General features: G+C 72.5%; 20 protein-coding genes. 5 read left to right on the plus strand and 15 right to left on the minus strand.

The features are described from left to right. Nucleotides 1–6: 6 nt before the first annotated feature. Entirely contained in the window at nt 7–1,869 is a 1,863-nt protein-coding gene (locus Aiant_RS08075; RefSeq protein ID WP_189332635.1) for an ABC transporter ATP-binding protein, read from the plus strand. Here Aiant_RS08075 and Aiant_RS08080 read toward each other — a convergent pair. The 3 genes from Aiant_RS08080 to Aiant_RS08090 all read right to left on the minus strand — a co-directional run bounded on the left by Aiant_RS08080 (nt 1,851) and on the right by Aiant_RS08090 (nt 4,415). After that, entirely contained in the window at nt 1,851–3,059 is a 1,209-nt protein-coding gene (locus Aiant_RS08080; protein WP_212846997.1) for an FAD-dependent monooxygenase, read from the minus strand. The genes Aiant_RS08075 and Aiant_RS08080 overlap by 19 nt on opposite strands. After that, the gene (locus tag Aiant_RS08085) at nt 3,056–3,718 is read right to left on the minus strand and encodes a VC0807 family protein (protein ID WP_189332634.1); all 663 of its coding nucleotides are present in this window, start codon (nt 3,716–3,718) and stop codon (nt 3,056–3,058) included. Before Aiant_RS08085 ends, Aiant_RS08080 begins: the two co-directional genes overlap by 4 nt. 97 nt (nt 3,719–3,815) lie before the next feature. Then, nucleotides 3,816–4,415, minus strand: coding sequence for a TetR/AcrR family transcriptional regulator (locus Aiant_RS08090; RefSeq protein ID WP_189332633.1), 600 nt, complete (start codon nt 4,413–4,415; stop codon nt 3,816–3,818). A gap of 137 nt (nt 4,416–4,552) precedes the next feature. On the opposite strand from Aiant_RS08090, the gene Aiant_RS08095 reads away from it, so the two are divergent. Next, nucleotides 4,553–4,990: a nitroreductase family deazaflavin-dependent oxidoreductase gene (locus Aiant_RS08095; RefSeq protein WP_189332632.1), complete on the plus strand. Its 438-nt coding sequence runs from the start codon at nt 4,553–4,555 to the stop codon at nt 4,988–4,990. Nucleotides 4,991–5,019: 29 nt separating this feature from the next. On the opposite strand, the gene Aiant_RS08100 is transcribed toward Aiant_RS08095, so the two are convergent. Beyond that, nucleotides 5,020–5,475 carry an LGFP repeat-containing protein gene (locus Aiant_RS08100; RefSeq protein ID WP_189332631.1) on the minus strand — a complete coding sequence of 152 codons (456 nt, stop codon included), beginning with the start codon at nt 5,473–5,475 and terminating at the stop codon, nt 5,020–5,022. A gap of 289 nt (nt 5,476–5,764) precedes the next feature. Between Aiant_RS08100 and Aiant_RS08105 the strand changes: the two genes are divergently transcribed. The 3 genes from Aiant_RS08105 to Aiant_RS08115 are packed head-to-tail and all read left to right on the plus strand — an operon-like array spanning nt 5,765 to nt 8,369. Continuing rightward, nucleotides 5,765–6,937, plus strand: a complete 1,173-nt coding sequence (locus tag Aiant_RS08105; RefSeq protein ID WP_212846999.1) for a serine/threonine-protein kinase — start codon at nt 5,765–5,767, stop codon at nt 6,935–6,937. Next, nucleotides 6,934–7,593 carry a hypothetical protein gene (locus tag Aiant_RS08110; protein ID WP_212847001.1) on the plus strand — a complete coding sequence of 220 codons (660 nt, stop codon included), beginning with the start codon at nt 6,934–6,936 and terminating at the stop codon, nt 7,591–7,593. The genes Aiant_RS08105 and Aiant_RS08110 overlap by 4 nt, the downstream gene beginning before the upstream one ends. Nucleotides 7,594–7,649: 56 nt before the next feature. Then, nucleotides 7,650–8,369 (plus strand): GGDEF domain-containing protein, encoded by a 720-nt coding sequence (locus Aiant_RS08115; protein WP_189332629.1) that lies wholly within the window; start codon nt 7,650–7,652, stop codon nt 8,367–8,369. On the opposite strand, the gene Aiant_RS08120 is transcribed toward Aiant_RS08115, so the two are convergent. The 11 genes from Aiant_RS08120 to Aiant_RS08170 form a co-directional block, all read right to left on the minus strand. Further along, nucleotides 8,370–8,591 carry a hypothetical protein gene (locus tag Aiant_RS08120; protein WP_189332628.1) on the minus strand — a complete coding sequence of 74 codons (222 nt, stop codon included), beginning with the start codon at nt 8,589–8,591 and terminating at the stop codon, nt 8,370–8,372. Between the two features lie 33 nt (nt 8,592–8,624). Next, nucleotides 8,625–10,643: a S9 family peptidase gene (locus Aiant_RS08125; RefSeq protein ID WP_189332627.1), complete on the minus strand. Its 2,019-nt coding sequence runs from the start codon at nt 10,641–10,643 to the stop codon at nt 8,625–8,627. Between the two features lie 12 nt (nt 10,644–10,655). Then, nucleotides 10,656–11,459 carry a PepSY domain-containing protein gene (locus Aiant_RS08130; RefSeq protein ID WP_212847003.1) on the minus strand — a complete coding sequence of 268 codons (804 nt, stop codon included), beginning with the start codon at nt 11,457–11,459 and terminating at the stop codon, nt 10,656–10,658. 83 nt (nt 11,460–11,542) lie between these two features. Then, nucleotides 11,543–12,409 (minus strand): metal ABC transporter permease, encoded by an 867-nt coding sequence (locus tag Aiant_RS08135; protein WP_189332625.1) that lies wholly within the window; start codon nt 12,407–12,409, stop codon nt 11,543–11,545. Next, nucleotides 12,393–13,379 (minus strand): metal ABC transporter permease, encoded by a 987-nt coding sequence (locus Aiant_RS08140; protein ID WP_229830503.1) that lies wholly within the window; start codon nt 13,377–13,379, stop codon nt 12,393–12,395. Before Aiant_RS08140 ends, Aiant_RS08135 begins: the two co-directional genes overlap by 17 nt. Then, nucleotides 13,379–14,239, minus strand: a complete 861-nt coding sequence (locus Aiant_RS08145) for a metal ABC transporter ATP-binding protein (protein WP_189332624.1) — start codon at nt 14,237–14,239, stop codon at nt 13,379–13,381. Before Aiant_RS08145 ends, Aiant_RS08140 begins: the two co-directional genes overlap by 1 nt. Continuing rightward, on the minus strand, nt 14,239–15,144 hold the full coding sequence (locus Aiant_RS08150) for a metal ABC transporter substrate-binding protein (RefSeq protein WP_189332623.1): 906 nt from the start codon (nt 15,142–15,144) through the stop codon (nt 14,239–14,241). The genes Aiant_RS08145 and Aiant_RS08150 overlap by 1 nt, the downstream gene beginning before the upstream one ends. A 53-nt stretch (nt 15,145–15,197) precedes the next feature. Further along, complete coding sequence (locus Aiant_RS08155; protein ID WP_229830501.1) at nt 15,198–15,944, minus strand: class I SAM-dependent methyltransferase; 747 nt, start codon at nt 15,942–15,944, stop codon at nt 15,198–15,200. A 62-nt stretch (nt 15,945–16,006) separates the two neighbouring features. Continuing rightward, complete coding sequence (locus tag Aiant_RS08160; protein WP_229830499.1) at nt 16,007–17,209, minus strand: aminotransferase class V-fold PLP-dependent enzyme; 1,203 nt, start codon at nt 17,207–17,209, stop codon at nt 16,007–16,009. A 20-nt stretch (nt 17,210–17,229) separates the two neighbouring features. Beyond that, on the minus strand, nt 17,230–18,543 hold the full coding sequence (locus tag Aiant_RS08165; protein WP_189332621.1) for a pyridoxal-phosphate dependent enzyme: 1,314 nt from the start codon (nt 18,541–18,543) through the stop codon (nt 17,230–17,232). Next, the gene (locus Aiant_RS08170; RefSeq protein WP_189332620.1) at nt 18,540–19,970 is read right to left on the minus strand and encodes an alanine racemase; all 1,431 of its coding nucleotides are present in this window, start codon (nt 19,968–19,970) and stop codon (nt 18,540–18,542) included. Before Aiant_RS08170 ends, Aiant_RS08165 begins: the two co-directional genes overlap by 4 nt. Nucleotides 19,971–19,979 lie beyond the last annotated feature (9 nt).

The following is a 19,979-nucleotide window of genomic DNA, read 5'->3' on the forward strand; positions in this document are numbered from 1 at the left end:
GCCCGCATGAGCATGGAGATGGCCGCCTGGAATTCGATGTATCACGCGATGAACCAGCAGGACGACAAACGTCCGTTCTCGCTGGCGACGTTACGGCGGATAGCCCGGTTCGCCCGGCCACACCGCCGGGCGCTCACCGGGTTCCTGCTGATCAGCGTGGTCACCGCGTTCCTCGCGGTGGCGAGCCCGGTGCTGGCCGGCCGGGTGGTCGACGCGATCGTCGAGGGCCGGGACACCGAGCTGGTGGTGAAGCTGGCGGTGGCGATCGCGGTGGTCGCGCTCGGCGAGTCCGGGCTCGGCCTGGTGCAGCGCTGGTTCTCCGCGCGGATCGGTGAGGGGCTGATCCTCGACCTGCGTACCGCCGTCTTCGACCACGTGCAACGGATGCCGATCGCGTTCTTCACCCGGACCCGCACCGGCGCGCTGGTCAGCCGGCTCAACAACGACGTGATCGGCGCGCAGCGGGCGTTCAGCGACACCCTCTCCGGCGTGGTCGGCAACCTGGTCACGCTGATCCTCACGCTGATCGTGATGGTCGGCATCTCCTGGCAGATCACCCTGCTGGCGCTGGCCCTGCTGCCGATCTTCGTGCTGCCGGCGCGGCGGATGGGCGGCCGCCTGGCCAAGCTGGAGCGGGAGGCCGCCGAGCACAACGCGGCGATGAACACCCAGATGACCGAGCGCTTCTCGGCGCCCGGCGCCACCCTGGTCAAGCTCTACGGCCGCCCGGAGGCGGAGTCGGCCGAGTTCGCCGCCCGGGCCCGCCGGGTCCGCGACATCGGGGTGCGCACCGCGATGGCCCAGTGGGTGTTCCTGACCGCGCTGGTGTCGGTCTCCGGGCTGGCGGTGGCCCTGGTCTACGGCCTCGGCGGGTACTACGCGCTGCGCGGCACCCTCGACCCCGGCAACGTGGTCGCCCTCGCCATCCTGCTCACCCGGCTGTACGCCCCGCTCACCTCGCTGGCCAGCGCCCGGGTCGAGGTGATGAGCGCACTGGTCAGCTTCGAGCGGGTCTTCGAGGTGCTCGACCTGAAGCCGCTGATCGAGGAGAAGCCGGACGCCCGGGCGGTGCCGGACGGGCCGGTGTCGGTCGAGTTCGACGCGGTGACGTTCGCCTATCCGTCGGCCGATCAGGTGTCGCTGGCGTCGCTGGAGGAGGTGGCCACGCTGGACACCCGGGGCGGCGCGGAGGTGCTGCACGGGGTGTCGTTCAAGGCCGAGCCGGGACAGATGGTGGCCCTGGTCGGCTCGTCCGGGGCGGGGAAGTCGACGATGGCGAGCCTGCTCCCCCGGCTCTACGACGCCGGGTCCGGAGCGGTCCGGCTGGCCGGGGTGGACGTGCGCGACCTGACCGCCGGGTCGCTGCGGTCCACGCTCGGCATGGTCACCCAGGACGGGCACCTGTTCCACGACTCGGTGCGGGCGAACCTGCTGCTGGCCCGCCCGGAGGCGACCGAGGAGGAAATCTGGGAGGTGCTGCGCCGGGCGCACGTCGCCGACCTGATCGCCTCGCTCCCGGACGGACTGGACACGGTCATCGGCGAGCGCGGGTACCGGCTGTCCGGCGGCGAGCGCCAGCGCCTCACCATCGCCCGGCTGCTGCTGGCCCGCCCGCGGGTGGTGGTCCTCGACGAGGCCACCGCGCACCTGGACTCGACCTCCGAGCAGGCCGTCCAGGCCGCGCTGGGTGAGGCGCTGGCCGGGCGTACCGCGGTGGTCATCGCGCACCGGCTCTCCACGGTCCGGGCCGCCGACCAGATCCTGGTGATCGAGGACGGCCGGGTCGTCGAGCGCGGCACCCACCCGGAGCTGCTCGACGCCGGCGGCCGTTACGAGGAGCTGTACCGCACTCAGTTCGCCGCGGTCTGATCCCGGAAGCCGTCGGGGCGGATCCGCACCCCGTCGATCACCTTGCGGCGGCCGTCGTGCAGCAGGCTGAAATCCAGGCCGGGCACGCGGTCGCCGTGGTCGAGGCCGGCCACCCGCGCGGCCAGGGCGTGGGCGTCGACCAGCTCGGCGAAGATCTCCCGCATCGCGATCACGTCCTCGTCCTGCAGGAACAGCACGCCCTGCGCCCGGCTCGCCTGCAGGACCCGGACCGCGACCGGATGCCGCTCGGCGTGGTAGGTGTCGAGCAGTTCGTCACCGGACTCGCCGCGGATCACCTCGGCCAGCTTCCAGCCCAGGTTGAACGCGTCCTGCAGGCCGAGGTTCAGCCCCTGGCCGCCGGCCGGCGAGTGGATGTGCGCCGCGTCGCCGGCCAGGAACACCCGGCCTGACCGATACCGCGCAGCCTGCCGGGTGGCGTCGGTGAACCGGCTGGCCCACCGCACCTCGCCCAGCGTCAGCCCGTCCCGGGCCAGCGCGCCGGCCAGCTCACGGTCCGGGATCGGGTCGTCGCGCCCGGCCGCGGTCTGCTCCGGACCGGCCGCCAGCATCCGGAAGACGCCGTCGCCGAGCGGCAGCACGCTCAGCAGGCCGTCGCCCCTCGGCGCCGGCAACTCCCAGTCCGTCGGGCCGCCGTCGGCCAGTGTCACGTCCGCCACCAGCGCACACACCCGTGCGTCCCGGCCTTCAAAGGCAACACCCGACTGCTTGCGTACGACACTCCGCGCGCCGTCGCAACCGACCAGGAAGGACGCGGTCGCCCCGTCGACCGTCACCGCCTCCGCGTCCTGGTGGAACGCGGTCACCGCGGTGTCGTAGCGGATCTCGGCACCGAGGGAGGTCGCCCACTCGGCCAGCCGCTCCTCGACGCGAGCCTGCGGGATGCCGACCTGGTAGGGGAACGGCGTGTCCAGTTCCGCATAGTCGAGCGGGATGCCGGCGAAATGGCCGTGGGGCAGCAGCACGGGCGCTTTCGCCAGGATGTCGTCGAGCAGGCCCCGCGAGGCGAGCACCTCGGCCGAGCGGGGCTGGAGGTTGAGCGCCTTGGACTGGCCGGTGCGGGCGGTCAGCTTCTCCAGCACGGCCACCCGGGCTCCGCCGAGGGCCAGCTCGCCGGCGAGCATCAGCCCGGTCGGCCCGGCCCCGGCAATGATCACGTCGTAGTGGCTCACGCGCGCAGATCCTTCCTCTTCGTGTAATACAGGTGGAAGACCAGGGTGGGGACGAGGATCACCGGCCAGGCGGCGTTGAGGACGGCGGGGGCCAGGTCGAGCGGCAGCAGGTAGGCCGCGAGGATCGTGACGACCACGTTGAGCAGGGTGGCGCAGCCCCAGACGAAGGTGAGCAGCCGCAGCGCGCGCCGGAAGTCGTGGTCCGTGTCCCACCTGGCCTCCCAGGCGCGCAGACCGTCCGGGCCGACCTTGGCGAGCACGAACGCGCGGATCAGGACCATCAGCGCGGGGCGGCCGAACCAGACCGAGGCGAGCAGCCAGACGCCGATCAGGCCACCGATCAGGCCGGCCCAGGCGTCGCGGATCAGCATGGTGCGCGGGTCGCCGGTCATCGCCGAGACGCCGACGCTGAGGGCGACGGCGGAGAGCACGAAGAGGGCCAGGAAGTCGACCCGGCGGGAGCGGACCAGGCGGACGATCACCACCACGGCGGGGACCGCGGCGGAGAACAGCAGCGACCACCACTGGTCGACGCCGGCGGCGCGCAGGCCGTAGTAGACGGCCAGGGGCAGTCCGAAGTCGATCAGCAGGGGCAGCAGGAGTGTGCTGCGGCTCGGCGTCTTCACGGGCTTCTTCGCCGGGGCGGCGGGCGCGGTCATGCGGGAATCCCTTCGGGTGACGGTTTCTCGCCGGTGATCGGCGCGGTTACGCAGGAATCCCGTCAGGTGACGGGCTTTTCGCCGGTGATCGGCGCGGTCACGCGGGATCCCTCCGGGTGGCTCGGGTGAAGAGGGCGGTCAGTTCGGCCGCGTAGGCGTGCGGGTCCAGGTCGGGGCGGGTGGCGGCGGCGTCGATCGCGGCGCGCACGGTGGCCGCCATGACGACCGGGTCGAACTGGCGGAACTCACCCGCCTCCTGGCCCTCCCGGAACATCGCGGCCAACCGGGACTCCGGGTCGTCGACCTCCTCCGGGCGCACCAGCGGGGCGCCGTCGTCGGTGCGCGCGCTCGTCGCGATCTCCAGGTAGGCCCGGATGGCGGCCGGCCGCTCGGCGAAGAACTCCAGGTTCGACTCGATGTACGTCGCCAGGAGCTCGGAACGGTCGCCGGTGACCGCCCGGAGCCGCTTGCCCATGAAGTCGGCGGCCTCGGCGAAGACGGCGGTGACGACGGCACGGACCAGGTCGGCCTTGTCGTCGAAGTGATACGAGATCAGGCGGGTGCTGCTGATCCCGGCCCGCTTGGCGATCCGGGCGAAGGAGGCGTTGCCATAACCCAGCTCGGCGATGGTCTCGATCGCGGCGGTGACGATCTGGGCCCGCCGGGCACCGGCCGCCACCGACTCGTTTACTCGCATGAGTAAATTTTTACTCGCATGAGTAATCCCCGTCAACCCCCTCCGCTTGCGAGAGCACTGCTCTTGACAGGGAGCATCGATCCGGGTTCACTGTTAACAACAGAGAGCACTGCTCTCGGAAACGTCGGGAGGGCGACATGCGATACCTGGCACCGAAGCGGGCGTCGAACCTGTTCAACGACTTCGCCAAGTGGCTGACGGCGCACGGCGTGAGCCTGATGGGCAGCCGGGTGCTGGCGGTCCGCGGGCGCAAGAGCGGCGAGGTGCGGACGACGGTCGTCAACGTGTTCGACCACGAGGGGCAGCGCTATCTGCTGGCGCCGCGCGGGCACACCCAGTGGGTGCGGAACCTGCGGGCGGCCGGGGCCGGCGAGCTGCGGCTCGGGCGGCGGCGGCAGGCCTTCACGCCGATCGAGATGGCGGACGCGGAGAAGCCCGAGTTGATCCGGCTCTATCTGCGCAAGTGGGCCTGGGAGACCGGAGCGTTCTTCGACGGGCTGAAGGCGGACTCGCCGGAGGCCGACATCGCGGCGGCGGCGCCCGGCTTCCCGGTCTTCAAGATCGTGCCCAACTGAGCGCCGGCGGGCACACCGGCCTCGCCGGTTCAGCAGACGGCGCTGACCTTGCCGTCGTTCCAGTGCCAGATGGTGCCGTGCTGGAAGTGCTGGTAACGGCCCCGGCGATCCGGGGTGGCCGACTCGTCGTCGATGGGGTATCCGATGCAGCCGGTCTCGCCACGGTTGCCCTGCCAGAGGTCGAGGATGTGCCCGGAGACGGCGTGCGCGCCGGTCGCCTGGGACCAGTAGATCGAGCCGCCGTCGAACTGCTGCATCCGGCCGCCGCCGGCCGCTGCCTGCTCGATGCCGAGCGGGCAGCCGAGGCGGCCCTTGTCCGCGCCGAAACTCACGAACTTCGCCAGGATGCCGCCGTGCACCCGGAGCCGGCAGTAGGTCGCGCTCTTGTCCGAGGACTTGCTCTCGTCGGCGTGCGCGGCTCCCGCGGTCACGCACAGCGCGGCGGTAAGGCCCAGCGTGACGGCTGTCAGTGCTCCGAGTTTCATGGCAGTCCAGACCGTTCGAGGGTGGTTACTTGACCTTCGTACCATTTGCGACTTGCACAAGTGCACGTTTCGCCCCGTGATCATCCAGCTCATCGCGGGGTGGGGCACATGTTCCGTAACCACCGGATTCAGCCCGGCGGTCGCCGGGCGGCCCGGTGGCCGGCGGACCTCGCGGGTGGCCACGGGACGGGGTGGGTGCGGTTGGGGGCGGGCCAGGGCGTACCGAAGGAGGATCCTGCTGGGTGATCACCGTGAGCGTCGGCTTGGTTTTGCCGACTAGCATGGCCCGGTGCTTGCCCCGGGGATTGTGCTCAACGACCGCTATCAGCTGACGCAACGCATCGCGGCCGGTGGGATGGGCGAGGTGTGGCGCGGCGGGGACCTGCTGCTGCATCGCGAGGTCGCGGTGAAGGTGCTGCTTCCGGCGCTGATGAACGACGACGCGTTCATCACCCGGTTCCGGTCCGAGGCGCGGATGATGGCGCAGCTGCGGCACCCGGGGATCGTGCAGGTCTACGACTACGGCGAGAACGCGGTGGTCGACGGGGAGCGGTTCGACTACCTGGTGATGGAGTACATCGACGGGACGTCGCTGTCGAAGAAGATCCAGCAGGCCGGGCGGCTGAGCCCGGCCGAGACCATGTCGATCATGGCGGGGATGGCGGACGCGCTGCACGCGGCGCACCAGTCCGGGATCATCCACCGGGACGTGAAGCCGAGCAATCTGCTGGTCCGGCCCGGCGGGGCGATCGTGCTGGTCGACTTCGGGATCGCGCGGTCGGTCGGGATCAGCGGGATCACCAGCACGAACGTGGTGATGGGGTCGGCGCACTACATGGCACCGGAGCAGGCGGAGGGGTTGCCGGTCACGGCGGCTACCGATGTCTATGCGCTGGGGGCGGTGGCGTTCGCGTGTCTGACCGGGCGGCCGCCCTATGTCGGTGACAACCCGCTGGCGGTGCTGGCGCAGCTGGTGCACGGGCAGCCGCCGGTGCTTCCGCCCGACGTGCCGCCGGCGGTGGCGCAGGTGGTGTTGCGGGCGCTGGCCAAGAATCCGGCGCAGCGGTTTGCCAGCGGGGCGGCGCTGGCGGATGCGGCTCGGGGGCGGGGCGGCCCGGGGCCGGTCCTGGCGGGTGGGGGACGCAGACTGTTCAGCGGCAGGTTTCGGCACCCACTTTTCCGACATTTCCGATTCAGCCGGGGCCGGGGGCTGGTGGGGGCTTTCGGCCTGGGACGGCGTCTGTCGGGGGTCAGCCCGGGGCGGGTGCACCCGCGGGCGGCTATTCAGGGACCGGCACACCCGACTATTCCGGGGCTCCTGCTGCTGGCTATTCCGGGGCGGCCACACCTGGCTATTCCGCGGCGGTCACACCCGGCTATTCCGGGGCGGGGGCCGGCGTCGGCGGGACCGGGGCGGGCTCCGGCGGGGGCAAGTCGGGCAAGTCGCGAAATTTGGCGATGATCGGTGGCGCGGTGGCGCTGATCGTCCTCGGGGTCGGGATCATGCTGGCGACCCGGCCGGACAAGAGCCAGGCGGACCTGCCGGGCCCGAACACCGGGGCGAACCAGGCACCGATCGGCACCGACCAGCAGGCGCTGCCCGGACAGACCGACGACGTGCAGCCGGCACCGACCCAGACCCGCAAGGGCGGCAAACGCGACAAGGGCCAGAATCCGAAACCGGGCGGTTCCTCGCCGGTCGGCCCGTCGTCGCCGGAGACGTCGCAGGTCCCGTCGCAGGACCCGGCCTCGGCCGAGCCGGACGAGACCGAGGAGCCGAACAAGTACACCCCCACCGAGGTCTGCGGCAACGACTTCTCGGTGACCGACCAGCACAACCTCAAGTCCGCCGCGGGCGTGGTGAAAGGCAAGATCTTCCTGCTTTACCGCGCCTCGGACGGGTCGAACTGCGTGGTGACGATGCGAACCGCCGGACTGAGCAAGAAGGGCGCGGCCTCGGCGTACCTGGAGGTGCAGGGCAAGGGCGCGAAGACCGACAGCGGCTCGTTCCAGTACTACGCCGGGCCGGTCACCGCGGTGGCCAAGGCGACCTGCGTGAAGTGGGGCGGCTCGGTCGGCGCCCTGGCGTGGACCAGCGGATTCGAGCACTGCGGCTAGTTCTTGCTCAGGGCCGGTGATCGGCGGCCGATCAGAGCGACATGACCGGTGGACGGGTGCGTGCCGCACGGGCCGCGCTGATCGGCCTCGTCGTCGGTGTGGTGGCGCTCGCCGCCCTGGCCGCCTGCGGCGTCACCGGCCGCTGGGTGATCGGCGGAGTCCTCGCCGCCGACCTGGCGTTGCTGGCGGTCTGCGCCCGGGCGCTGTCCGGCGGCCCGGCAGAGCAGCGTCAGCAGCCGTCGCACGACGGCCTGACCGGCCTGCCGAACCGGGCGATGATGACCGCCACCGTGGAACGGGCCCTGCCGGTCGCCGCCGCCGAGCAGGAGTCGGCCGGCCTGCTGATGTTCGACGTGGACGACCTGGCCGACGTGAACTACTCACTCGGCCAGCGGATCGGCGACCTGCTGCTGACCGAGGTGGCGGCCCGGCTCTCCGCCGCGGTCCGCGACACCGACACGGTGGCCCGGGTCGGCGACGACGAGTTCGCGGTGCTGCTGCCCACCATCGGGTCGGCGCCGGCCTGCCTGGAGACCGCCCGGCGCCTGCTGAGCGCGGTGCAGGGCCCGGCCGACCTGGACGGTTTCCAGGTAAGGATCAGCGCCACCGTCGGGGCCGCGGTCTACCCGGCGCACGCCTCGACCCCGACCGAGCTGTTCGAGCGGGCCGAATCCGCGATGCGCACGGCGAAACAGTCCCGCTCCGCCACCGCCCTGTTCGGCCCGGAGCCCACTCCCCCGAAACCGGCCGACCGCCCGGCCCTCCCGTTCCGCTGATCAGATCCGGTCGATCTCGGTGAGGTCGATGTCGATCGCGAACGGCACACTCAGCGTGACCCGGTCGTGGAAGATCCCCAGTGGGGCATACTGCCGAGTCGCGGGATCGAGTTCGACTCGCTGCCGGGGGCCGAGCACGACCGACATCTCGCGACGGGCCCGGAAGCGATACCACGGGGCAAGGCGGGCCAAGGCGTTCTCCAGCAGGCGCAGCGCCTTCATGCGGGAAAGCCTCGGCGAGTAGGCCGGATCGGGTCAGCCGAGCAGGTCCGGGCGTTGCCACGGCTCGCCGTGGACGTGGTGGGCGAGGAAGGCGAAGACCGTCTCGTACCAGACCTTGGCGTGGCCCGGGGTGAGGATCCAGTGGTTCTCGTCCGGGAAGAAGAGGAAGCGGTGCGGGCTCGTGCCGTCCGCCGCCTTCGACCGGGACAGCAGGTCCCACCAGAGGCGCAGCGACTCGCCGATCGGCACGCGGTAATCCTTGTCCCCGTGGATCACCAGCATCGGCGTGGTGATCTCGTCGGCGAACCGGTGCGGCGAGTTGGCCTGCGCGGCCTCGGGGGTCATCTCCCGGATCCAGTAGTACGACGCGTCCGTGGTGCCCAGCATCTGGTCGAGCGACCACAGCGACGCGTGCGTGACGATCGCCCGGAACCGGTCGGTGTGCCCGGCGATCCAGTTGGCCATGTAGCCGCCGAAGCTGCCGCCCATCATCGCGGTCCGGCCGGCGTCGATGTCCGCCCGCCGCTCGGTGGCGTCGGTGAGCGCGATCAGGTCGGTGTACGGCGCCGCACCCCACGCACCCCAGCCGCGCCTGATGAACTCCAGCCCGTAGCCGGTGGACAGGGCCGGGTCGGGGAGCAGGACGGCGTACCCCTTGGCCGCCGCGAGCCACGGGTTCCACCGCCAGGACCAGGAACTCCACGAGGCCAGCGGCCCGCCGTGCACCCACAGCAGCAGCGGCGCCGGACGGTCCGGACCGGCGTCGGCCGGCAGGACGAGCCAGGCGCGCAGCGGGGTGCCGTCGTCGGCCGTGGCGGTCACCTCGGCGACGCGTCCCGGAACCGGCAGGTCGGCGACCGGGCTGAGCAGGTGTTCCACCGCCGGGGTGCCCTCGATCGAGACCCGGACCGGGGCGGACGGGCTGTCGGTGGTCGAGCGGAGCGCATAGATCGACCGGCCGTCCGGCGCCACCTCGTAATCGGTGTAGCAGCCGTCGTCGGTGGTCAGCCGGGTGGTCTGCCCGGTGGCGGCGTCGACCCGCCAGAGCGGGGCACGGCCGTAGTGGTCGGCGGCCACGATCAGCGCGCTCCCATCCGGCAGCCAGCGGGGATCGGCAGGCCAGCGGTCCCACGCCGTGGTCAGGTCCCGCACCGGCCCGCCGTCGAGCGGGACGAGGGCGAGCCAGCGGTCCCCGGGGTCGTCGGCGGTCGATCGGCGGTAGACCACGACCGCGACCCGGGTGCCGTCCGGCGAGATCCGCGGGGCCTCGAACTCGTACGCCGCGTCGTCGGCCAGGGTGCGGCGCTCGCCGGTCGCCACGTCGATCGCCACCAGGATGTAGCGCTGCGAACCGGCCGGCTCGGCGACCGCCCAGGTGGCGACCACGGTCCGGCCGTCCGGGGAGAGGTCCCACGTGGACAGCACACCGAGCGCCCGGCCGACGTGACCGGTGAGGTCGCGAGGCTCTCCGTCCAGCTCGGCGGTGAGCAGCCGGGTGCGGTCCGGGCCGAACGACTGGTCCCAGTGGCGGATCGGGTATTCGTCGTACAGGACCGCGGTGACGCCGGCGTCCTTGCGCTTCTTCCGGAACTCGCGCTCCTCGTCCGGGCCGGCCGAGGTCGCGGCCAGGGCCGAGCCGAACACCAGGGTCCCGTCCGGGGCGGCGACCAGGCCCTGCACGCCGCCGGGTGGGGACGCCACCACCCGCGCCTCTCCACCGGCGGCCGGGAGCAGCCACAACGCGGAGATGGGTTCCTCGTCCGGGTCGCCCTCCGGGTCCGGGCGCGCCGAGGTGAACAGCAGGTCACCGTCGGGCGTGAACGCGACCGCGGTCTCGCCCTTGTCGCTGCGGGTCAGCCGGCGGGCGGGGTGGACGCCCGCCGGGTCGACCTCCCAGAGGGCGGTGGTGTACCGGTTCTTCTTCCGGTCCGGGGTGTTGACCCCGACCACCAGCCGGCGACCGTCCGGGGACAGTCGCAGGCCGGCGATCCGGGGCAGCGCGACGTAGGCATCGAGGTCAGCGAAAGGGGCCGAACGGTCATCGATGATCACTCGGTCTTTCTATCACCGGATGCCCGTTCCGGTCGAAAGGTCAGTCGTCGGAGCCGCGGCCCTTGCCACCCTTGTCGTCGCCTTTGTCGTGCCCGCCCTTGTCGTCGCCCGCCTCGGCCTTGCGCGTGCGGCTGCCACCGTTGTCGTCACCGGCCTCAGCCTTGCGGGTCCGGCTGCCACCGTTGTCGTCACCGGCCTCAGCCTTACGCGTGCGGCTACCACCGTTGTCGTCACCGGCCTCAGCCTTACGCGTCCGGCTACCACCGTTGTCGTCACCGGCCTCAGCCTTACGCGTCCGGCTGCCACCGTTGTCGTCACCGGCCTCCGCCTTACGCGTCCGGTCACCGCCCTTGTCGTCACCCGGCTCGGCGTGCCGCGTGCTGCGACCGCCCTTGTCGTCACTCCCCGGCCGTTGTCGTCGCTCCCCCGGCCCCGGCCGCCGTGGTCGTCCGCGCTGGCCGACACGCTCGGGGACGCCGACACCCGGACCTCCGCACCCCCCTTGATCCGGTGCCGCAGCACCGCCCCGGTGGCGCTGTCCACGTCGATGTCGTGCTCCACCCCACCGACGATCACGTCCACGTCCCAGACCAGCACGCCGTGCTCGATCTCCCGCTCCACCGACTCGACCGTGCCGCCCCCGGCCACCCGGATCGCGATTGCCTTGGCCGCCTCGACACTCACCGCGACCCCGCCGCTCGCGGAGGTCGAGGGCGAGCCCGAGAAGCCTCCGTCGGCGGCGAGCGCGGTGCCCGCCGCGCCGAGGACGGCGAGCGTGCCAGTGGCCAGGACAATCGCGGTGCGAACCTTGAACATTGGTGAAACCTCCAGTCGATCCGTTGAGGAAGACCTTCGCCTGGAGATCGCTATCCGCACGCTGTCCGATCGTTAAGGCCCGGCTAAGACCCGTTTTCGGTACGCACATCGCCGGGTCCCGTGGCCACCCGCGCGAGGCCCCTGCCGGGAACGGACCGTGAACACCAGCTCAGGAGCATGGACAGGGGCAGCACCGAGGCCGCGGCCAGGGTGATCGCGGCGCCGGCGGCGACGTTCCAGCGGGCGGAGGCGTAGAGGCCGGCGAGCCCGGAGGTGGTCCCGAACAGCACCGCCAGCGCGGTGATCACCGGGATCCGGTCGGACCACAGGCGAGCGGCGGCGGCCGGGGCGACGATCAGCGCCACCGCGAGGAAGGTGCCGACGGCGGGGACCATCGCCACGACGGTGACCTGCACGGTGAGCAGGAGGAGCAGGTCCCAGGACGGCACGGCCAGGCCGGCGGACCTCGCCCCCGCCGGGTCGAAACCGCTGAACGTGAGTTGCCGGCCGAAGACCAGCAGCACGGCGGCGACCAGGGCTAGCACCACCCCCGTGGCGATCAGGTCGCCGTCGCCGACGGCGAGGACGGAGCCGGTCAGGAGGGCGGACAGGTCCTTGCCGAAGCCGTTCCGGGTCGCGACCAGCGCCGCGCCCAGCGCGAACCCGGCGGACAGCAGCACCCCGGTCGCCGCCGTCGCGCCCTGCCCCGCGCGGCGGCCGAGCGCCACCACCCCGAGCGTCACGACGGTCCCGGCGACCACCCCGCCGATCATGACGTTGATCCCGAGCAGCGCGGCGGCCACCACCCCGGGAAAGGTCGCGTGCGTCAGCGCCATCGTGAAGAACGACAACCGCCGCACCACCACCCGCACGCCGACGATCGCGCCGAGCGCACCGGCCAGCAGCGCCTCGGCAACCGCCCGATGCACCGCGTCATCCCACCAGCTCACGCTTGCCACCTCCGTTCCCGGCAGGCGTCCGGCCGGCGCTCCGGGCTCTGCCCGGACTGCCGAGGCTCACGTCCCGGCCGGCGGGGACCCGCCGGCCGCTCAGGGCCGCGTCCTGGCTTCCGAGACGCCCCTCGCCACCGGCCCGGACTCGGCGGAGGGCGGCGAGGGGCAGGGCGAGCAGGTAGGTGAGGACCAGGAGGAGGACGACGGTGGGGGCGGCGCCGAGCGGGATGCCGTGGTCGACCGAGGCGGTCCAGCTCAGCCACAGGCCCAGTGGGGCGGTGGCCAGGATCAGGGCGGTGGCCACGAGGACGAGCGGGATCGGGCGGGTGGTCAGGAGGCGGGCCGCGGCCGGCGGGACCACCAGGAGGGCCACCACCAGGATGGTTCCCACGGCTTGGACGGCGGCTACCACCACCAGGGCCACCAGGAGGTTCAGCCCGAGGTCGAGCCGGAAGACGCGGTAGCCGGCCGCGGCGGCGCCGGCCGGGTCGAAGGCTCGGAACAGCAGGGCGCGGCTGAGCGGGGCGAGTCCGGCGAGGATCAGCAGCGCCAGGACGGCGGTCTCGGCGAGCTGGGCCGGGGAGACGGTGAGCAGGCGGCCGAAGAGGAAGGCGGTCAGGTCGGCGGTGTAGGACGGCTTGCGGGACACCAGCGCCACGCCGATCGCGAACATCGCGGTGAGCAGGACCGCCGTGGCGGCGTCGTCGGTGACGCCGCCACGGCGGGTGATCAGGGTCAGCGCCACGGCCGTCAGCAGCGCGGCGAGCAGGGCGCCGGCGACCAGGCCGGTCGTGCCACCGGCCAGGAATCCGATCACCACTCCGGGCAGGACGGTGTGGGTGAGGGCGTCCGCGGTGAACGACAGCCGCCGCGTGAGGACGAAGAACCCGATCGGCCCGCACACCAGCCCGAGCAGGACCAGCTCGGCGAGCGCCCGCCCCATGAACGGCACAGCGAACACGTCCATCAGGCGCCGCCCGTGCCGCCGCGAGCGACGACCGGGCCGGCCGCAGCCGCGAGGTCATCGGCGGGAGAGGACGCCGGCGGAAGGGCGCCGGGAGTGTGGACGCCCTCGGGAGGGACCGTCAGGGAATCGGCTGCGGCGGCGCCGACGGTGTGCACACGGTCGGCGAACTGGTGGGCCAGGGCGTCGTCGTGGGTGCTGACCAGGAGGGCGGCGCCGGCCGTGGTGAGTTCGGTAAGGACGGTCAGGAGGGCCTGCCGGCTTTCCGCGTCCACGCCGTTGAACGGCTCGTCCAGCAGCAGCAACGACGCCTCGGTGACGATCGCACGGGCCAGCAGGACGCGCTGGCGCTGGCCGCCGGAGAGCAGGCCGAAGCGGACCTCGGCGCGGTCGGCGAGACCGACCCGGGCCAGGGCGTCGCGGGCGGCCCGGCGATCGGCCGCGCGGGTGGGCCGCCACCAGCCGGTGCGCCGATAACGGCCGAGCAGCACCACGTGGCCCGCGGTGATCGGGAAGTCCGGGTCGAGGTCGGCGGCCTGCGGGACGTATCCGCACAGGCCGCCTGCCCGGCCGGGGGAGCGGCCGAACACCTCCACCGCGCCGCCGAGGACGGCGGCGAGTCCGAGCACACTCTTGATCAGAGTGGATTTGCCGGCGCCGTTCGGGCCGATCAGCGCGAGCCGTTCGCCGGCCCGCAGTTCCAGGTTCAGTCCGGTCAGGACCGGCGCCCCTGGATACCCGACCGTGGCGTGCCGGAAACACAGGATCGGCTGGGCGGCGGCGCTCTCGGCGTACCGGAAACCCGCCGGAGGCCGCGCCGGGACCGCCGTGGGCGATGCGTCGGTCTGGGGTGGAGCGGCCATCAGCGACCGGCCAGCGCGGCGGTGATGACCCGGGTGTTGTGGCGCTCGGCGCCGAGATAGGTGCCCTCCGGCGTGCCCGGCTCGCCGAGGCTGTCGCCGAACAGCGCTTCCTCGCCACCGATCACCTGGACGCCGGCCTGTTTCGCGATCGCCTCGGCGGTCTTCGGCGGGAGGGAGCTCTCGGTGAAGATGGCCTTCGTGCCGGTTGCCCTGATCTTGGCGACCAGGTCGGTGAGCTGCCGGGCGGAGAGTTCCGCGGAGGTGTCCATGCTGGGGATCACCGAGCCGACGAACTCCAGCCGGTACCGGTCGACGTAGTAGCCGAACGCGTCGTGGTCGGTGACCAGTTTGCGGTCCGCGGCGGGCAGGGCGTCGAAGGCGGCCTGGTTGTCCCGGTCGAGGTCGTCCAGCTGGGCGGTGTAGGCGGCGCTGTTCGTCGCGAAGTCCGCGGCGTGCGCGGGATCGGCCGCGGACAGTCCCTTCGCGATGTTGCCGACCATGACCTTGGCGTTCCGCGGGTTGTGCCAGATGTGCGGGTCCTCGGGGCGCAGCGTGACGCCCTGGCTCGCGTCGACGACCGGGCCGCGGAAGCCGGCCGACGAGATCGCCGGGGCGAGCCATTCCTCGAGGCCGACGCCGTTCTCCAGGACCACCGCGGCGTCGCCGACGGCCTTGATGTCGGCCGGGCTGGGCTCGTAGTCGTGCGGGTCGACGCCGACCTTGATGAGCTGGGTGACGGTGACGTGGGTCCCGCCGACGTTGCGGGCGAAATCGGCCACCTCGGGGGTGGTGGCCACCACCGTGAGCCCGGCGGGAGCGGCGCCGTCGGCCCGGTCGCAGGCGGTCAGGGGGATCAGGGCCGCCGCCGCGGCGGCGAGGGCGAGGATGCGGTGCCGGTGACTCATGACCCGGAACGCTAATGGGAATCATTTTCAATTGTCTAATGCGCAACCGTTCATCAGAGGCGGCGGGCGGCGAGCGCCGCATGGCGGCCCTCACGCCAGAGGGCGCCGGCTTCGGCGAAGCCGGCCGCCCGGATCGCGGCCGCGTGCCAGCCCAGGTCCGCGGTGAAACCGGCGGGCGGCCGATCCCGGAAGAGGTCCGCCCGGGCCGCGAGCAGACCGACGATTTCCGGTACGCCCATCAGCCCGCACCACCACTGCGCCCAGGCGAGCTCCGCGGCCGCCTCGCCCGGGGCGGGATCGAGCGCGCGCATCAGCCCCGGCAGCCCGTCGTCGGGCATCAGGTCGGCGACGACCAGCAACCCGCCGGGCGCCAGCGCGTCCCGGGCGGCGGCGTACAGCGCGCGGATCGCCTCCGGCGCCAGGTAGTGCACCGTCATCACCGCGGTGATCAGGTCGTATCCGGTTCCGGTGGCGGCCGGCCAGGCGGGTGAGGTGAGGTCGGCGCGGACCACGCCGATCGCGGACGGCAGGCCGGCTCGGGCGAGTTCGAGCAGCACCGGGTCGAGGTCGAGCAGGGTGACCGTGGCGTCCGGCCAGCGCCGGGACATCCGCTCGGCGAGCAGGCCGGGACCGCCGCCGAGGTCGAGGACCCGGGTGGGCGGCGCGCCGCGGACGGCCTCGACGGCGGTGGCGATGAGCCGCTCCAGGGCGGGCAGGCCGGGGACGAAGCCGAGCATCATCGCGTCCCAGGTGGTCCGCCAGCCGGCGACGCGGGCGGGGTCGAGGGCGATCGGCGTCATGGGCGGCTGCCTTCGGAGTCACACGGCAATGACAACCGTTTCTAACAGACGCCGGTTGCGGGTCAGCCGGTATTCAGCTCGGCGAGTCGCCGCAGGAGGCGGTCGATCTCCTGCGGGGTGTTGTACGCGTGCAGGCTCACCCGTACCGAAGAGGTCTTCTCCCCCTGATCCCCCTGGCAGTGCCCGTCGGCCCGGACCAGCAGCCCGTCGGCGGCCAGGATGAACCCGAGGTCGTGAGCGCCGATCGCGCGGTGCCGGAAGGTGACGATGCCCTGCCGCCGCTGCACCCCGGAGTCGGCGGCCAGGCTGCCCTGACAGCCGAGCACCTGGTAGGCGTCGAGCCGGGCCAGGCCGTCGGTGAGCCGCGCGCCGAGGTCGCGGGTCCACGCGGCGATCCGGTCGACGCCCGCCGCGTCCAGCCAGTCCAGGGCGGCGACCAGGCTGACGATGCCGCTGGTGTTCGGCGTCCCGTGCCAGCCGGCCTGGGTGTACTCCGGTCCGCGCCGGTTGCCGGCCCAGACCACGCCGGTGCCGGGCAGGGCCATCGCCTTGTGGCCGGAGAAGACCAGGAAGTCGACGTCCAGCTCGCGGACCGAGAGCGGCAGGTGCCCGGCGCTCTGCGCGGCGTCCAGGCAGATCGGCACGCCCGGGCCGGCCGCCGCGCGCAGCCGGGACACGTGCATGTCGTTGCCGTACACGTGGTGCACGTGGGTGGCCGCGATCATCCTGGTCCGCGGGGTGACCAGGTCGGCGAGGCGGGCGGCGTCGTAGTCGTGGGCGGCGTCGTAGGGCATGGCGCGCAGGGTTACCCGCACGCCGCGGGCGTGGGCCAGGGCGGCGGCCTCGTGCCAGGGGACGATGTTGGCGTTGTGGTCGGCGTACGGGACCACGATCTCGTCACCGTCGCGCAGCTGCGGGGCGAGCCAGTCCCGGGCGACGGCGCGCAGGCCCTCGGTGGCGCCGCTGACGAAGTGGACGCCCGAGCGGTCCGGGTCCGGGTCGCCGAGGAACGCGCGGACCCGGTCACGGGCCTGCTCGACCCGGGCCGTGGTGCGGGTGGCCCAGGGGTACGTGCCGCGGGCGGCGTTGGCGTTCTCGCTGGTCAGATAGTCCATGACGGCGGTCAGGACGGGTTGCGGCTTCTGCGCGGTGGCGGCACTGTCCAGATAGGCGATCTCCGGGTGCGCCGCCACGATCGGAAACTGCGCACGCAGCTCCGCCTGCCAGCTCGCCAGCTCGCTCATCGCGTCGGCAACTGAGTTCATGCATTCGCTCGCCAGCTCGCTCATCGGACCAGCTCGAGTCCGGCGTCGCGCCAGGCGATCACCCCGCCGGCCAGGGACTGCACGTCCGGGTGGCCCATCCGGCGGAGCAGGGCGGCGTACCGGGCGGACTTCTCCCCCACCGGGCAGACCAGCAGGACCGGGCGGTGCCGGCTGATCGGGAGACCGGCGTGCAGCAGGTCGGCGAAGACCTCGTCGACGATGTTGAGCGAGCCGGGGATGTGCAGCGCCTGGAAGGCGTACGGGCTGCGCAGGTCCACGACCAGGGCGTTGGTCGAGGCGATCCAGCACTGGGCGGCGCGGGCGTCGAGGGCCGGGGCGGCGGCGACCTCGGCGTCGGTCAGGGTGCGGGTGGAGTTGCGCCGGGGCGGGCGGCCGAAGACCTCGGGGCGGCGGTCGCGGACGTACGAAAGGTAGCTCTCGACGCGGTCGCAGACGATGAAGACGGCGGTCTTCCGGCTGGTCAGGAGCGGGTCCAGGGTACGCAGCACTCGGACGGCTCCGACGAACGCGCCGCCACCGGTCGGACCGGTCAGGATCCCGCACCGGCGGACCAGCGTGAGCAACCCGTCGATCGCGTCGTCCGACGTGATCGTCTCGACGGCGTCGTAGACGCCCGGGTCGAAGAGGCCGACCTGCTGCACCTCGTCGATGGTCCGGATGCCCGGGATGAAGTCGCTCTTGGCGCCGACCAGGCCGATCACCTCGACGTCCGGGTCGTGCTGGCGCAGCGCCCGGGCCACGCCGGTGGACGAGCCCGCGGTGCCGACGCAGGCGATGAAGTAGTCCGGGGCGCGGCCGTCCAGGTCCTTGATGATCTCCGGACCGGTGCCGTGCAGGTGTGCCTCGACGTTGCGCTCGTTGAAGTACTGATCGGTGTGCAGGAACTCGCCGTCTTCCGCGGAGACCTGCCGGTACATCTGGGTGAGCGGGTCGTCGGCGTCGGTCGGGTCGAGGCACTCGGACTGGCCGGGCAGTTCGTCGATCTCCGCTCCGAGCAGCAGCAACAGCTCCTTGATCTCGGGGACCTTCATCCGGTTGGTGACGCTCTTGAACGGCAGCCCGTGCATCCCGGCGAGCAGCGCCAGGGCCTTGGCGGTGTTGCCGCTGGACAGCTCGACCAGGGTGGCGTCCGCCGGGGCGCCGGCCAGCAGCGGGCGGGCCATCTGCCAGGCCGCCCGGTCCTTGACCGAGCCGAACGGGTTGAGCAGCTCCAGCTTGGCGTACAGGTCGATGTTGCGCAGGCCGTGCACGGCCGGGTCGATCCGCACCAGCGGGGTGTTGCCGATCGCGTCGGTGATGTCGTCATGTCTCATGGCGTCTCCTGCCGGGGGTGGACAGGCCAGTACTGCTCGTCGAGGCACCACCGGCGGACGCCGCCGGACCGGTAGACCGCGACCTTGCGGGCCACCGGCTGGTGCAGGGCGTTCGTGGCGCTGAAGTCCATGAAGTAGCCGGCCGTGTTGACGAAGGCGAGCAGGTCGCCGGGGCGGGGCACGACCGGGAGGAAGACCTTGCGGCGGGTGATCAGGTCGGCCTCCAGGCAGAGGTTGCCGAGCAGGTGGACGCCGGCCGGGCCGGGGCGGCGGTCGCCCGTGCGGGCGATGACCACCGGGTCCATCTGAACGCCGTGCTCCTCCAGGCTGACGTCACGGGCATTGAGATCGAGCCGGATCCGGTCGTTGTCACTGGCGATCACCCTCGCCACCACGAGGCCGCACTGGTCCAGCAGTGCCCGGCCCGGCTCGACGTCCAGGTCGTACATGTGGTCCAGCAGCAACTCGCCGAGTGGGCGGCCTCGCTCGGGGGCGGGGGTGCCGAGCAGGCGGTCCAGGTAGGCCGCCCCGGCCACCGGCCGATACGCCGGGTACAGAGCGAGATTGCCCCGCAGGGTGCCGCCTTCGGCGCGCAGCCCGTACCCGTGCCCCTCCCAGGTCAGCGGAGGCCGCCGACCGAGCACCGCCTGCCCGAGCTCGCTCGTCCACCGCTCCCACTCGGCGCCGTCGGCCAGGTAGTTCACCCCGAAGCCGCCGCCGATGTCCAGCGACCGCGGCCGCAGGCCCCGGGCCCGGCACTCGTCGAGCGCCGTCAGGCAGCTTTCCAGCGCGACCGCCTTCTCCGGCAGCCCGATGGTGTCCAGGTGGTAGGCCACCCCGGTCAGTTCGACCTGATCGGCCCGCTTCTCCAGCAGGTCGAGCAGGTCGGCCAGGTCCCCGGCCGGGGTGCCGAAGCGGCTGCGCCGGGTCAGCACCCGCACCCCGGCCGAGGCGAATCCGGAGAGCCGCAGGCTGACCGGGACCCTGGGCAGCCGGTGCCCGGCCACGATGCCGGCGAGCTCGGCGAGTTCGTCGGCGGAATCGACGCTGACGGTCACCCCGGCGCGGGCGGCCAGCCAGAGGAATTCCCGGTTCTTCGGCCCGGTGGCGACGATCCGGCCGGGGGTGAATCCGGCACTCAGCGCGTGTTGCAACTCGCCGAGCGAGGCCACGTCGACGCCGGCGTCACCGGCGGCGAGTTCGCGCAGGATCGCGCTGGAACGGTTGGCCTTGTGCGCGTAGTAGAGCCGGCCGGTCAACCGGTGCCGGCGGTAGGTCTCGCGGAAGGTGTGCACATTTCTCGTCGCCCGCTGCGGCAGGATCAGGCCGAGCGGGGAGCCCAGCGCGTCCAGCAGTTCGCCCAGGAAGTCACGGTCGTCGAGCAGGGACTGGATGGTCGGATCGATTTTGGGCGTCAGACTGAGCATCTGCGTCTC

Source organism: Actinoplanes ianthinogenes, from assembly GCF_018324205.1.
GTDB lineage: Bacteria > Actinomycetota > Actinomycetes > Mycobacteriales > Micromonosporaceae > Actinoplanes > Actinoplanes ianthinogenes.

Bases quoted from the DNA above. Each gene is read 5' to 3' on its own strand.
- Aiant_RS08075 (WP_189332635.1), top strand. From the start codon at position 7: ATGAGCATGGAGATGGCCGCCTGGAATTCGATGTATCACGCGATGAAC.
- Aiant_RS08085 (WP_189332634.1), bottom strand. From the start codon at position 3,718: ATGACCGCGCCCGCCGCCCCGGCGAAGAAGCCCGTGAAGACGCCGAGC.
- Aiant_RS08090 (WP_189332633.1), bottom strand. From the start codon at position 4,415: ATGCGAGTAAACGAGTCGGTGGCGGCCGGTGCCCGGCGGGCCCAGATC.
- Aiant_RS08095 (WP_189332632.1), top strand. From the start codon at position 4,553: ATGCGATACCTGGCACCGAAGCGGGCGTCGAACCTGTTCAACGACTTC.
- Aiant_RS08100 (WP_189332631.1), bottom strand. From the start codon at position 5,475: ATGAAACTCGGAGCACTGACAGCCGTCACGCTGGGCCTTACCGCCGCG.
- Aiant_RS08110 (WP_212847001.1), top strand. From the start codon at position 6,934: ATGATCGGTGGCGCGGTGGCGCTGATCGTCCTCGGGGTCGGGATCATG.
- Aiant_RS08120 (WP_189332628.1), bottom strand. From the start codon at position 8,591: ATGAAGGCGCTGCGCCTGCTGGAGAACGCCTTGGCCCGCCTTGCCCCG.
- Aiant_RS08130 (WP_212847003.1), bottom strand. From the start codon at position 11,459: ATGTTCAAGGTTCGCACCGCGATTGTCCTGGCCACTGGCACGCTCGCC.
- Aiant_RS08140 (WP_229830503.1), bottom strand. From the start codon at position 13,379: ATGGACGTGTTCGCTGTGCCGTTCATGGGGCGGGCGCTCGCCGAGCTG.
- Aiant_RS08145 (WP_189332624.1), bottom strand. From the start codon at position 14,239: ATGGCCGCTCCACCCCAGACCGACGCATCGCCCACGGCGGTCCCGGCG.
- Aiant_RS08150 (WP_189332623.1), bottom strand. From the start codon at position 15,144: ATGAGTCACCGGCACCGCATCCTCGCCCTCGCCGCCGCGGCGGCGGCC.
- Aiant_RS08155 (WP_229830501.1), bottom strand. From the start codon at position 15,944: ATGACGCCGATCGCCCTCGACCCCGCCCGCGTCGCCGGCTGGCGGACC.
- Aiant_RS08160 (WP_229830499.1), bottom strand. From the start codon at position 17,209: ATGAACTCAGTTGCCGACGCGATGAGCGAGCTGGCGAGCTGGCAGGCG.
- Aiant_RS08165 (WP_189332621.1), bottom strand. From the start codon at position 18,543: ATGAGACATGACGACATCACCGACGCGATCGGCAACACCCCGCTGGTG.
- Aiant_RS08170 (WP_189332620.1), bottom strand. From the start codon at position 19,970: ATGCTCAGTCTGACGCCCAAAATCGATCCGACCATCCAGTCCCTGCTC.